This window comes from Povalibacter sp., assembly GCF_036735925.1.
Taxonomy (GTDB): Bacteria; Pseudomonadota; Gammaproteobacteria; order Steroidobacterales; family Steroidobacteraceae; genus Steroidobacter.
Genome location: NZ_DAINNK010000027.1, coordinates 21,347 through 34,454, shown reverse-complemented (window position 1 = coordinate 34,454; position 13,108 = coordinate 21,347). Strand labels below are relative to the sequence as shown.

Sequence of the window (13,108 nt, the reverse complement as noted above, 5' to 3'; positions counted from 1 at the left end):
GGCCGGCTTCAGCCGGCCGGGTGAGGTGTCAGGCTGAAGCCTGACCTACACGAGGAGAGCCAGCACTGCCGTCACCGACGCACCGGCCGTGGCCGGATGACGGTCCAGCGCCTGGCCGAGATCGCGCAGGCTGCGCTCGATCTGGAACAGCCGGATCAATGCCGCGCTCTCGCCGGCTTCACGCGGCATGCACGGCGAACCGTCGACACCGCGCATATAGCCCTTCATGAAGGCTTCGCTGGCGCCGTCGAGCCACGTATCGAGCGCTGCCGCATAACGTTCGTGCAGTTCCGGCTGACTGCTCAGTCCGCGCGCGAGCGCCGCCGCGCGCGCCTGCTCCAGCGAACACAGCAGGGTCGCGACATCGCGCAGCGGCGGTGCCTTCCAGCGGCGTTCCTCCACCGGCAGTTCGAGAATGCCCTCGAAGTCGGTGATCACGAAGTCGTCGGCGACCAGCAGGACCTTGCGCAGCAGCAGGTTGCCGTGGTGACGCGTCTTGACGCCCTGGACGGGCCTGGACGCCAGCTGACGCACGCGCGCATCGAGGGCTTCGTCGGCGTCGATGAGACGTGTCGCGTCGGCCTGCGCCGACTCGGGCAACTGCGCCAGGCGCTGTTCCAGTCGTCCCAGCGTGGCATCGGCGAGCTGCCCGATGTCCGTCGCGATCCGCGCCATGTCGGTGACGGTCAGCGGCTCAGGCGCAAAGGCGGGATCATCGACCGCCGCACACAGCACCGCATGCATTTCGCCGATGCAGCGGCCCAGCGTCCGCAGGCGATCGTAGAACAGCGTATGCGGCGACTTGCCATTGCCGGAACCGGACCGCAGCTCCGTCGCCAGCCGCTCCAGGTGATCCAGCGTGAACGTGAGCGCATCGCCCTGGTGACGCACATAAGTCTGCATGGCCGCCAGCACGATCGGCGGCGAGCCGTCGAGCAGACAGTTGACCGTCCCCGTCAGCGCCGCGACGCGCGTGAAGCCGGCGCGGGTCAGGAAGTCGACCATCTCGACATCCGGATTGATGCCCGGATCGGCGCGGCGATACGCCTTGAGGAAGACGCTTTCGCCCAGCACGACATTGACCTCGAGCGGATCGAGTCCGAAGCGCTCCACCGGTGTGAGGCGTTCGACATCGACGCCCTGCCAGGCCGGCGTGGTTTCGAACACGAGTTTTCCGCCCGTGAACGTGATGCGCTCATGGGCCGCCATCGACCTGACGATGGCGCCGCAGAACGCCGGATCGGCGAGCGCGTCGACCAAGACACCGACCCGCGCATGTTCGCGGATGCGCGCGAGCGTCCATTCCGCCGAGCGCAGCACCTCACTGTCGGCGACATCGTCCCAGGCCAGCGTCAGCGGCAAGGCAAAGCGCTGTCGCGGCCGATTCGGCGTATCGACATAGATCAGGCTCAGCAGCACGTCCTGCGGTGCGCCGGACCAGACCATGCGTTCGCCGAGCTGCACGGTCTGGCCGCCGCGGATCCAGCCGCGCTGGCGCATGAACTCCGGCAACACTTCCTGTTCCAGCTGTTGCAGCGTGCGGCGCGTGACCGTGCGCGTTGCGACCGTCCGGTCGAGCCCACCGAGTGAGCGGATGCCGTCGGTCAGCACCAGCGTCGGCAGTTCGGCGGCGGGCAGTCGTTCGACATGCCACGAAGGCGCCGCCTGCGAATCGCTGAGCGCGAGCCAGAAAAATGAATGCGCCGGCAGCGTCAGGAAGTAAGGCAGATCGCCGATGGGCGGAAACGCGTTGTTTCCGGCCAGCTCCACCGGCACGCGCCCCTTGTAGCGCGACAGGTCCAGTTCGACGGCCTGCGCCGACTGCGCGAGATTGGCCACGCACAGCACGATCTCGTTCTCGTAGCTGCGGACGTAGGCAATGATCTTGCGATTCTGCGGCCGGATGAACTCGAGCGTGCCGCGCCCGAAGCAGCGATGATGGCGACGGATGGTCAGGATGCGGCGCGTCCAGTTGAGCAGCGAGGACGGGTCGCGACTCTGTGCTTCGACGTTGACGGCCTGATAGCCATAGACCGGATCCATGATGATCGGCAGGTACAGGCGCTGCGGATCGGTCCGCGAGAAGCCGGCGTTGCGATCGACGCTCCATTGCATGGGCGTGCGCACGCCGTTGCGGTCGCCGATGTAGATGTTGTCGCCCATGCCGATCTCGTCGCCGTAGTACATGATCGGCGAGCCCGGCATCGACAGCAGCAGGCTGTACATGAGCTTGATGCGATCGACGTCGTTGCCGAGCAGCGGCGCCAGGCGGCGGCGGATGCCGACGTTCACGCGCATGCGCGGCTCCTGCGCGTACATCTTGTACATGTAGTCGCGCTCGCGGTCGGTCACCATTTCCAGCGTCAGCTCGTCGTGATTACGCAGGAAGATGGCCCACTGGCAGTTGTCCGGAATGTCGGGCGTCTGGCGCAGGATCTCGGCGACGGGAAAGCGGTCTTCCAGTGCCACGGCCATGAAGATGCGCGGCATGAGCGGAAAGTGGAATGCCATGTGGCATTCGTCGCCGTTGCCGAAATACTCGCTCACGTCTTCTGGCCATTGATTGGCCTCGGCGAGGAACAGGCGGCCGTGATAGTTCGCATCGACGACCGCACGCATCTGCTTCAGCACCGCGTGGGTCTCGGGCAGGTTCTCGTTGTTGGTGCCCTCGGCGACGCACAGGTACGGAATCGCATCGAGCCGAAGGCCGTCGACGCCCATGTCCAGCCAGAACCGCATCACGTCGATGACGGCATCCACCACCTGCGGATTGTTGTGGTTGAGGTCCGGCTGATGCGAAAAGAAGCGATGCCAGTAGTAGCGGCGCGCGATCGGGTCCCACGCCCAGTTGGAACTCTCGGTGTCGGTGAAGATGATGCGGGTACCCGCGAACTTCTTGTCCGTGTCGCTCCAGACGTAGAACTCGTGCTCCGGCGATCCCGGCGGTGCCCGGCGCGCGGCCTGGAACCACGGATGCTGGTCCGAGGTATGGTTGATGACGAGTTCGGTGATGACGCGCAGGCCGCGCCGGTGCGCTTCTTCGACGAAGCGTTTGAAATCGTCGAGCGTGCCGTAGTCGGGATGGACATCGCGGTAGTCGGCGATGTCGTAACCGTCGTCGCGTTGCGGCGACGGATAGAACGGCAACAGCCAGATGGTGTTGACGCCGAGTTCCTGGATGTAGTCGAGCTTCTGGATCAGGCCGGCAAAATCGCCGATGCCGTCGCCATTGGCATCGTGGAAGGCCTTGACGTGCATCTGGTAGACGATGGCGTCCTTGTACCAGAGCGGATCCGCAGAATCCCCGTGACGCTCGACGATCGATCCGGACATGGGCGCAGGTTCAACCATTCCACATATATGTGACGGATAGCGCCGGCCGGCCATCAGGACTTGCCCTGCCGCCGACGCGACCCTGTGCAACGCACGCAAGCGCGGAAAAGGTCCCGGCGGCGGAATGTGATGCAGTCGTCATTCCGGCATCCGGATCGGGGCGGCTGCGGCTCAAGAAACGATGTGCGGCGCCGATCACAAAAAGGGAGCGCCGGGTCAACGGACGGTGCGCGCACCACAAGAATCTGCCGCGCCCGTCCGGCGCAGGCGTCCGGCGCATTGCGAGTGTCTCGATGAAGTCAGTGTCTGAAGCGGTAATCGGCCCCGGCATCCGCCTGATGCAGAAGCTGCGGCTGCCCGCGAAGTTCGCGCTCATCGGCCTTGCCTTCATGGTGCCGCTCGGTGTCGCGACCTACGGCATGATCTTCCAGGATCGGCGCAACACCCTGCTGGCCCTGATCTTCGCCACTCTGACGCTGGCGATTTACCTGACCGTCAGTTTCTATGTCTCCAACCGCCGCGGCTTCGGGGCGCTGCTGTCGCGCATGCACAAGCTGGCGCGTGGCGATCTCACCGGGAATTTCGCGCCGCGCGGTCGCGACGAAATCGGCGCGCTGATCAATGCCTTCGATGTCAGCCGCCACGAACTGCAGATGCTGATCCTGCGCATCCGCGAGGCGACCCGGACCATCGACGAGGCCGGCCAGCAGATCGCCCAGGCCAACGACGATCATGCGCAGCGCGAGTCGTCGCGCTCGGCCTCCGTACGCGAGACGGCCGACAGCGCACAGCAGGTTGCCGTCGTCGTGCAACGCAATCTCGACAATGCGCTGAATGCCAACCGGCTCGCCGAAGACGCACACGGCACCGCCTCGCGCGGCAACGATGTTGTCAACAAGGTCGTGACGACGATGACCGCCATCACCGGCTCGTCGCGCAGGATCGGCGACATCATCGGCGTGATCGACGAGATCGCCTTCCAGACGAACCTGCTGGCGCTCAATGCGGCCGTGGAAGCCGCGCGGGCCGGCGAGCAGGGCCGCGGCTTCGCCGTGGTGGCGAGCGAGGTCCGCAACCTGGCGCAACGCTCGGCCTCGGCCGCCGACGAGATCAAGAAACTGATCACGGCCTCCATCGAGGACGTCGAGCGCGGCGCGGCGCTGGTCACCAGCGCGGGCACGACCATGAGCGAGATCCTCGGCTCGGTCACGCGCGTGTCCGGCATCATGAAGGAGATCGCGCTGGCCAGCCGCTCGCAGACCGACGACATCGGCACCCTGAACAAGGCGATCGAGCGCATCGACGAGGACACCCAGCAGAATGCGGCGCGTGTCGAACAGACCGCTGCCGTGGCTGCGTCGCTGCGCGACCAGGTGTCCCATCTGCTGGAGGCCGTCGGCAATTTTTCCATCGGCGATGACCCGGCTGCTGCGTCGCGGCCGCCGCCGGCGCGGCGCCAGGCCGTTCAGGAAGCCGATCCGCTGCGTTCCGCGGCCTGACCGTTCGATGCCGGTCTGCAGTACGGCAAATCTCCATTTCTGACTGATTGACAGCACTCGGACGTCGCTCGTACGGTTGCCGTCACGATCCAATGCTGGAGACGGCGATGCCCGATGGAGATCACGGCCCAAACGCCCGCTTTCATTCGATGGAAGACGGCACGCGGGAAGACTGGTCGATCATCAATGATGCGATGAAGCCCTTCATCGCCGACCTGCCGAACCGCGTGCTGGCGCATCTGCGCCTGCTCGACGGCGACTGCGGCGGCTTCGCGGTCGATCGCCTGGAGCACTCGCTGCAGACCGCGACGCGCGCGCATCTCGACGGACGCGACGAGGAATACGTGGTCTGCGCGCTGCTGCACGACATCGGCGACACGCTCGGCCCGCGCAATCACGCCGACGTCGCCGCCTCCATCCTCAAGCCGTTCGTGTCCGAACAGAATTACTGGATGGTCGAGAAACACGCCATCTTCCAGGGCTACTACTTCTTCCATCACCTCGGGCTCGATCGCAACATGCGCGACCAGTTCCGCGATCATCCCTGGTACGGCTACACCGAAGAATTCTGCCGGCTCTACGACGGCCCGGCCTTCGATCCCGGATTCGAGAGCCTGCCGCTGTCGACGTTCGAGCCGATGGTGCATCGCGTGTTCACGAACGTGAAGAATTCCATCTACGTGCCGAAGGACAAGCGGCCGCACGCACGCTAGGAAGCCTGTCGAAGGGGAGCATCTTCCTGTAGGTCAGGCTTCAGCCTGACTCCTGAAAAAGAGCCGGCTAAAGCCGGCCCCACAGACAGAGAAGACCTCTGTGCGAAGTCTTTGACCAGGACCGTCCGTATCGTCGCACACGACTATCGCCGTACACGCATTGGCGGTAGCCTCGGATCATCAGATCCATCGGTGCGTCCCTTGATTGCCATCCTCCCGAGTCGTCTGTGGGCCGCGTGCCTCCTCGTCGCGGCCGTCGGTTGCGCCGCTGCTGCGACCACGCAGCCCGTGCCGCCTTCGTGGCAGCAGGAATACTGGGCGCGTTTCGACGATCACGACTGGGATGCAGCCATCAAGTCGGCAGAACAGCTGGTGGCCGCAGCACGTCCGGCCACTGCCGCAACGGGTCTGCGCCTGGCCGAGGCCCTCTCGCTGCTCGGCAGCGCGCAGCTGAGCAAGGGCGACCTCGTTGCCGCGGAAGCGGCATTCACCGAAGCATTGCAGCTCGCCGAGCAACACGGCGGCAGCCGCAGCAGTGCCGCGCTCATCGACCCCCTGCGCGGCCTGGGATATACGCTGGCCGCCGAAGGCAGGCACGACCGGGCGATTCCCTATCTCGACCGGGCCCTGCTGCTGTCGCGGCGCTCGGCCGGCCTGTTCGACATTTCGCAGCAGGGCCTGCTGCGCCAGCTCGCCGCGAGCCAGAGGGCGGTCGGCTCCGCCCCCGAAGGCGAACGTCACATGCTGTATCTGCGCCGCCTCGGCGAACACGCCTACGGCGCGAACGATCCGCGCCTGATCCCGATCCTCTGCATCGTCGGCGACTGGTACGTCGAAGTCGGCCAGATGGACCTGGCGCGCCAGAACTATCGTGCCGCCGTCGCCATCGCCGAGCGCAAGCTCGGCAAGAACAGCCTCGCCGCCATCGAACCGTTGCGCGGGTTCGCATCGAGCTACACGCGCGAGATTGCGTTGTCGTTCTTCGGGCTGTCGCCGCGGGTCGACCGGCTGGGCAATCTCGATCCGAATGCGCACGTCGAAGGCGAACCGATGAATCCCCGCTATCTCAGCGGCGAAGGCGAACGGGCGCTGGCGCGGGCGCTGCAGGTCGTGCAGGCGAATCCCGATGCTTCATTGCCGACGGTGATGGGTACGCTGCTGCAGGCCGGCGACTGGTTCGTGATGAAGCTGCAGCCCGAGAAGGCGATGCCGTATTACGAACACGCCGCGCAGGCGCTCGCAACGGCCGACCCGACGCAGGCCACACCCGAGATCAACGCGGCACTGAGCTTCCCCGTGCAGATCTTCTACCCGACGCCGCCGATCGCAACGCGCAATCTCAATCGTCCCGCCACGGAGACTGTCGATCACTTCGTACTCGACGGTGACCGATGTCGTCGTGACCGACAAGGACGCCAACGAGCGCCAGGTCGGACAGGTCGTCGACGCACTGCGCGCCGCGCGTTATCGCCCGCGCTTCGTCGATGGCAAGCCGGTGGCGACGACCGCCGTGGGCTATCGACAGGTGTTCAAGACCCGCAGGGAGGCGAAGGACGGGGAGTAGGAGGAAGGCACAGAGTCACCCCTCGTTGCGATAGAACCCGATCTGCTGCTTCCCGAACTCCACAGCCTCGGCGAGCGAAACCCCGTACGGCGTGAGATAGCCGATCCACTGTGGATCCCGGATGAACAGGTCGATGTCATCGCTCAGCCGGTGATGCAACGACAGCATGAGTCGGGTGCCGCCGCCCAGAAGCGGATGCAGCGCGAAGCCCGCGGTCCGGCTCACGTCTTCGACGAGGCGGGTTTGCACGGCGACGCTGCCACAGGTCATTCCGTCCTGAAAATCCTCGCTGAGCAGGATCGAGCAGTCCTGCAATTGGCATTGTGTATTTTCCGATGACGGGTATGCGAAGCAGTCCTGCGCCCGCGGGAGCTTCAATCAGACCAGCGATTCGGGCACGACCGGATCGGGCTGCTTGGATTCTTGCCTGGTTTCGTCCGCGCCTTCGGTCGATTCTTCCGCCGGTTCCGCGGGGTTGGTTTCAGGTTGTTGAACAGCAGGAGGCGCGGGCGCATCGGTGGCTGCAGGAATGCCGATCGGCGGCAGCACCGGCGTGTCCGGCACGGCGGACTCCGGCAACAGACCGCGCACGATGGCCTGATCGCGGAATTCCACGGCGAGCTTGGCCCCGGCATCGCGCAGCGCCAGTGCGGTGGCCTGCGTGAGCGGTTCGTCGCTCGCAATGCCTTGCGAAGGCGCGGTGCCGTAACCGGTGAAGCCCCAGGAATCTGCGAGGCGGCCGTCCGGCGTGTAGACGTTGATGCGGTACTTGATGCTCACCGCGTAGAACGGCGAGCCGGCATCGCGCGGCGTGACGAAGGCGTATTCCTCGACGGCAGGTTCCAGCACGGCGCGCACGTCGGCGCCGGCCTGCGGCACGGCGTTGACGTCGTCGACGACGATCACGCGCTCGAACATGGCGTTGAGCAGGCGCATGAGGCCGTCGGTCTGCGCCTTGCCGAGATCGATGTGCCAGTCGGTGCCCGAGCGTTCTTCGTCATGGGCGAAGGTGGAGAATTCCTGCGGTACGTGGACCGCGACCGCGACCGGAATCTTTACGACCAGGGGCGTCGGAATGTTCGTCGTCGCGACCAGTTTCACCGGTCCGCAGGCTGCGAGGCACACCAGTGACAGAGTGGCGAGTGCAGCGGCGAGTGATCGGCCGAGTCTGTGCCCTGTCGTGGCTGCCCCCTCCCTGCCCTCCCCCGCTTCGCGGAGGAGGGAAAGAACAGTTGGAGTGGGGGCGATCATGCGTGCAATGTTCATCGTCGTTGCTCTATGGCTGTTGCATCGCTGCCTGCAGGGCCGGCAGATCGCCCGGTTCGAGCGGCCCCGCCGCCGCATCGCCGACCCGGAAGGGCGAAGGACGCCGTTGCGGATCGTCGAGACCGACGAAGGTACCGCCGTTCTTGGCACATAGTATCCGCATCAATGTCGCGAAGCGGATGCTCGTGTATTGCGGCGCATCGGGCCGCACCGGAAAACCGATGGCGTGAATGCGCACCCGGCGCTCGCCGGTATCGTCGGCGCGATTCAGCACGTCCACGCTCTTGACCACTGCGTCGATCGACGGGCCGGTGAACTCGTCGCCGAACACGTAGATGCTGATCTTCTTGTCCTTCGAATAGTAGGTGCGGATCGCCTCGACGATGCCTTCGATGGGACTGGAGTTCGAGAACGCATTCCAGTTGCGGATGCGATCGATCACGATCTTGCGCTGCGCCGGCGTGTCGGGAATCCACTTGCCGCGATAGCCCGAGAACATGTAGCCGCCCTCGTCGTCCATCACCTGGAAACCCTTCACCTTCGGATACAGGTTCAGGGTCTCCTCGACTTTCTGGATCAGCAACGGCCACGCGTAGTTGACCATGCTGCCCGAGGTATCGACGACGAAGATGATGTACTCGCTGTCCACCGGGATGCCGCCGACCGCATCGTCCTTCTTGCGATGGAAGCCCTTGCCCAGCACGCGCTTCATTTCCTCGGTCAGCGATTGCTGCGCGGAGGCGAGCTTGCCTTCCAGTGCATTGGCGACGTCGGCTTCCTTCTTCGAGGTCTGGTACTTGCCGCGGATGTCGCTCAGGTCGCCGCGCAATCGCGCGATCTTGGCCTTCTCTTCCGACAGCTGTTCCTGCTGCGCCTTGAGATCGCGATTCAGGATCTCGCTTTGCCCCGCGATGTCGACCAGTTCGTCCTGCAGCTTGACGATCTGCTCTTCCAGGTTCTCCTGCGACTTCTCCGCCTCCGGCGACTTCATGTCGCTCAGGACGAGCAGCAGCACCACCGAACCCAGGCCGCAGGTGATGCAGTCCAGGAACGAGATGCTGAAGATCTCGGTTTCGCGGCGGGCGTTACGGCGGGACATGGGAGATACCAAGCGATAGGCGACAGGCGACAGGCGACAGCAAGAAGAAGAGCGAAGCCCTTCTGGCTGTAGCCTGTCGCCTGTAGCCCGTCGACCTCCTCATGGCCAATCCTTCGCCGGACTGATGAACGATCCGCCGGTGCGACGCGAAGCAAGCCAGAAGGCGCTCGGCGCGGAAGGATCGCCTTCCATCGGCATCAGGATGACGTTGAGCGGCACGGCCTTCGGATATTTCGCAATGGCGCGCTCGAAGAACTTGAGGCGGTCGTCGCCGTCGACGGTCTTCTTGATCAGCGGCGCACTCGTGCCCTGCGTCGGCAGACCGTCGGTGATCAGGATGACGTTGTCGGGCTTGGGGTTCAGCGTATTCATGGCGATGAAGGCGTTCTCGAGACTGGTGCCGTCCTTCGGCACGGTCTTGCGCAGCGCGGTGAGCGCTTCGTTCAATGCGTTCGGATCGTTGACCTTCAGCCACTTGCCGGCCGAGCCTTCGGTGAGCGGCCAGGTCTGGGTGTTGAAGGCATAGATCTGGAATTCGCTTTCCAGCGGCAACTGCGCGGCGAGCCAGTCGACCGTCGACAGCGTGCGCCGCCATTTTTCCGACAGCAGCTTGCGCGATTCGGACATGTTGCGCATGCGCAGGACGTTGACGACAGTCTCATCGAGCATGCTCGCCGACGCGTCGACCATGATGAGGATATGCGAGCCGCCGACGCGCAGGCCGGTGAGGTACTGACGGTCGCCATCGCCGGTGAAGCCGCGCACGCGGGTGCCGGTCGTATCGGCACGTTCGCTCGCGCCTTCCAGGCGGCGGTTGCCTTCCTCCAGCGCCTTGAGATCCGCCTTCAGCCGCTCGATCGCTTCGCGGCGCGACAGCGTGTCCTTGTCGGCATCGGCGAGCTGGACTTTCAGCTGTTCGGTTTCGCTCAGGACACGCTCGCCCATGCCCTCGGTACGGACTTTCTCGGCTTCCGTCTGGGTCATGGAGTTCTTGAGCACGACCAGGTTCTGGTACCCCTCCAGCACCTGTTCTTCGAGCTGCGTCACTTCCGATTGCAGCGCGCGCGATTCAGTCGCGGCGCGCAGTCCGCCCTTGGCATTGATCAGCACGTAGACCAGCACCACCGACCCGAACGCGCAGGTGATGCAGTCGAGAAACGACATGCTGAAGACTTCAGTCTTGCGGCGCGCCATCGTCCTGGACCAGTTGAATCATGTCGAGCGTGACGCCCGGGGTTCCCAGTCGCAACTTGTCGCCGACCGTGAGGATGCTCTGGCCGACGACCCGTTCCTCGTTGACGTACGAGCCATAGGTGCTGCGATCTTCCACGAGTACCGAGCCGTTGCGGCGCACCAGCAGACAATGCGCGCGCGACACGCCCGGCGCCGCACTCGGCAGCACCAGCGAGCGTCCCGGCGGCGGCGACCAGCCGATCGCGAGCGGCGCATCGGAAATGCGCCAGGCACGGCCCTGGAACAGCACATGCGTCGGCCGCAGTTGCGGCGGCGTGCTTTCGTACTCGACCGTGGTATTGCCTTCCGCCCGCGCCACCGGCAACTGATATACGAGCGCCAGCGATTCCGGTGCGCGTTGAATCGCCTGTCGATGCAGCAGCGCACCCAGCGCCGCCGCGCCCTGCGGCAGTGATTGCACCGAGCAATCACGCAAGGTCGCGAACCGGTCGAGCAGTCCTGGCAGTGCGGCCACGCGATGTGACACGCGCAGTTCGATCGGCAGGCCGGCGACGCGCGCGTCCTGCACGAGCTTCACGAGTTCGGCGTAGTGAGGTTCCGCCGCAGTGACGAACTGCGCGCGCGTGAGTTCGATTTCCAGCGGCCGGTCGCCGAACTGCAGCGCCAGCGTGATCGACTCGCTGTCGATGAGCTGGTCCAGCCACTGCGGGAGCTGGTTCAGCAGGCGCTGTTCGCTCGCCGCATCGTGCAAGGGGTCGAAGCGCGTATTGCGGACGAAGGCCTCGGCGATCATCTGCATCCAGGTCTGCTGCAACGCCGAGAGGCCGCGGCGCGGCGCGATTTCGTAGCGGTTGCGCTTCAGGCCATTGCCGGCGTAGTCGAGCGCGGTGAGCAAGGCCTGATGCAGTTCGAGATCGAGATGCAGGATGCGCGCAGGGGCCGCTTCGAGACTGCACGCCGCCAGCGCGGCATCGACGACGCCGGCGACACGCACGCCGGTTTCGTTGATCACGCCGAGCAGCAGGCCGAGCTGTTCGCGCGAATAGCCCGCAGGCACGGCCAGCAATACGCCATCGGCGTCGGACTTGTAGGGATCGAGCAGTGCACTCGCCTGTGCAAACGCGGTGTCGGCGGTGGTCCGCACCAGGCGCGACGGCCGCACCAGCGGCTCGGTGCTCAAGCCGCGCCAGAAGTTCGTCTGCGCCAGCAGCGGCTGCAGCCGCAGCTTCGGTGCTGCCGCATCGCCGGTGAGCGTCGCGCCCTCTTCGAGCACGGCGACGCCGGGAGCGACGGTCAGTACGGTCGCGGCTTCGTCGCGCTGCTGCGCGAGCGTCAGGCCAGCGTCGATGAGTTCTAAAGAAAGCATGAGTGACGAGAGTGACAAAAGTGACGAAGGTGACGGAAGTCGGGAACGAAGAGTAGCGACGCCGCCAGCACCGGGATGGCTTTACGGATTCTCGTGACTCTCGTCACTTCCATCACCTTCGTCACTTGCTTTATCTCACCTGCATGTGCCGGATCAGCCGCTGATCGATCCAGTGATCCGTGTCGTGCACGAGCTGTTCCTGCGACTGCTGCAACTGGTGCAGGAAGAACATGAGCACGATGGTGAGCGACAGCGCGACGAAGGTGGCGTTGAAGGCGATACCGAGGCTCGATGTCACGGACGTGATGTCGCCGCTGACGGCCTGGTTGGCCTGCAGCAGCGCATCGCCGATGTGACGCACGGTGCCGATGAAGCCGATGGCCGGAATCGCCCAGGCGATGTAGCGGATCATGGCAAGACTCGAATCGAGCCGGTCGGCTTCGGAATCGCAGACGGCGCTGGAGGTTTCCGCGGAGTCGCGGATGCTGCGCGTTGCCGCGAAGCGATCGAGCGTGCGCTGCAGGGCGCGCACGACCAGGCGCGACTTGTCTTCCTCGGGCAGGGATTCGAGCTGTCGCGCGTAGTCCTTCGCATCTTCGGGCAAGACCTTGATGCCCTCGGGCACGTGGATGAGATCGCGCTCCAGGAACTTGCGTTCGCGCCGCACCAGCACGGCCTTGTAGCCGATGATCAGCATGGCCCAGACGAAGTGCATGATTTCGAGTTCCTGTTCGAAATCCTTGATCACCAGGAAGAAGGAACGCTTCGGCACGTAGGTGCGGTCTTCCTTCATGTGCTGCAGTTCCAGCTGGGTGATGGCTTCGCCCTGCGGGCGGATCCACGCCACGTACGTCGCGTGCACGGCCATGAGCGTGAAGATCAGCGCGAACAGCGTCCACGCGAACTCGCTCGGGTACGTGAAGCCGCGGCGCTGGCGCGGAGGAGTCGCTGTTGCTGTGACCATGAGTGTCTCGATGCTCAGATGTCGATCGGGAAGGACACGTCGAAGTCGGCGCGTACCTGCTCGGAGGGAATGAAGCGCTGCGGCGAGCCTTTCGCGGCGGTGCCTTTGTC

General features: G+C 64.9%; 10 protein-coding genes. 3 read left to right on the top strand and 7 right to left on the bottom strand.

The annotated features are described in order from the left end of the window. Window positions 1-45: 45 nt before the first annotated feature. Entirely contained in the window at window positions 46-3,333 is a 3,288-nt protein-coding gene (gene treS, locus V7D81_RS10370) for a maltose alpha-D-glucosyltransferase (protein WP_324316337.1), read from the bottom strand. A 293-nt stretch (window positions 3,334-3,626) separates the two neighbouring features. Between treS and V7D81_RS10365 the strand changes: the two genes are divergently transcribed. The 3 genes from V7D81_RS10365 (at window position 3,627) to V7D81_RS10355 (ending at window position 7,204) form a co-directional block, all read left to right on the top strand. Then, window positions 3,627-4,832 carry a methyl-accepting chemotaxis protein gene (locus V7D81_RS10365; protein ID WP_324316336.1) on the top strand — a complete coding sequence of 402 codons (1,206 nt, stop codon included), beginning with the start codon at window positions 3,627-3,629 and terminating at the stop codon, window positions 4,830-4,832. A 107-nt stretch (window positions 4,833-4,939) separates the two neighbouring features. After that, window positions 4,940-5,545, top strand: a complete 606-nt coding sequence (locus V7D81_RS10360; protein ID WP_324316334.1) for an HD domain-containing protein — start codon at window positions 4,940-4,942, stop codon at window positions 5,543-5,545. 201 nt (window positions 5,546-5,746) lie between these two features. Further along, window positions 5,747-7,204: a tetratricopeptide repeat protein gene (locus V7D81_RS10355; protein WP_324316333.1), complete on the top strand. Its 1,458-nt coding sequence runs from the start codon at window positions 5,747-5,749 to the stop codon at window positions 7,202-7,204. Here the strand turns inward: V7D81_RS10355 and V7D81_RS10350 are convergent. From V7D81_RS10350 to V7D81_RS10325, 6 genes are all read right to left on the bottom strand, one after another. Beyond that, window positions 7,125-7,424 carry a hypothetical protein gene (locus V7D81_RS10350; protein ID WP_324316331.1) on the bottom strand — a complete coding sequence of 100 codons (300 nt, stop codon included), beginning with the start codon at window positions 7,422-7,424 and terminating at the stop codon, window positions 7,125-7,127. The two genes, V7D81_RS10355 and V7D81_RS10350, sit on opposite strands and share 80 nt — an antisense overlap. 63 nt (window positions 7,425-7,487) lie before the next feature. Next, window positions 7,488-8,210 carry a hypothetical protein gene (locus V7D81_RS10345; protein ID WP_324316329.1) on the bottom strand — a complete coding sequence of 241 codons (723 nt, stop codon included), beginning with the start codon at window positions 8,208-8,210 and terminating at the stop codon, window positions 7,488-7,490. 175 nt (window positions 8,211-8,385) lie between these two features. After that, window positions 8,386-9,474 (bottom strand): hypothetical protein, encoded by a 1,089-nt coding sequence (locus V7D81_RS10340; protein WP_324316328.1) that lies wholly within the window; start codon window positions 9,472-9,474, stop codon window positions 8,386-8,388. A gap of 99 nt (window positions 9,475-9,573) precedes the next feature. Further along, window positions 9,574-10,668 (bottom strand): hypothetical protein, encoded by a 1,095-nt coding sequence (locus V7D81_RS10335; RefSeq protein ID WP_324316326.1) that lies wholly within the window; start codon window positions 10,666-10,668, stop codon window positions 9,574-9,576. Further along, window positions 10,649-12,034, bottom strand: coding sequence for an FHA domain-containing protein (locus V7D81_RS10330; RefSeq protein ID WP_324316324.1), 1,386 nt, complete (start codon window positions 12,032-12,034; stop codon window positions 10,649-10,651). Before V7D81_RS10330 ends, V7D81_RS10335 begins: the two co-directional genes overlap by 20 nt. Window positions 12,035-12,164: 130 nt before the next feature. Further along, a complete protein-coding gene (locus tag V7D81_RS10325) occupies window positions 12,165-12,998 on the bottom strand; it encodes a MotA/TolQ/ExbB proton channel family protein (RefSeq protein ID WP_324316323.1) in 834 nt (277 codons plus the stop codon). Window positions 12,999-13,108 lie beyond the last annotated feature (110 nt).

What these genes read in the sequence shown, in the direction of transcription:
- V7D81_RS10365 (WP_324316336.1), top strand. Translation starts at nt 3,627, where the DNA reads ATGAAGTCAGTGTCTGAAGCGGTAATCGGCCCCGGCATCCGCCTGATG.
- treS (WP_324316337.1), bottom strand. Translation starts at nt 3,333, where the DNA reads ATGTCCGGATCGATCGTCGAGCGTCACGGGGATTCTGCGGATCCGCTC.
- V7D81_RS10335 (WP_324316326.1), bottom strand. Translation starts at nt 10,668, where the DNA reads ATGGCGCGCCGCAAGACTGAAGTCTTCAGCATGTCGTTTCTCGACTGC.
- V7D81_RS10330 (WP_324316324.1), bottom strand. Translation starts at nt 12,034, where the DNA reads ATGCTTTCTTTAGAACTCATCGACGCTGGCCTGACGCTCGCGCAGCAG.
- V7D81_RS10325 (WP_324316323.1), bottom strand. Translation starts at nt 12,998, where the DNA reads ATGGTCACAGCAACAGCGACTCCTCCGCGCCAGCGCCGCGGCTTCACG.
- V7D81_RS10340 (WP_324316328.1), bottom strand. Translation starts at nt 9,474, where the DNA reads ATGTCCCGCCGTAACGCCCGCCGCGAAACCGAGATCTTCAGCATCTCG.
- V7D81_RS10360 (WP_324316334.1), top strand. Translation starts at nt 4,940, where the DNA reads ATGCCCGATGGAGATCACGGCCCAAACGCCCGCTTTCATTCGATGGAA.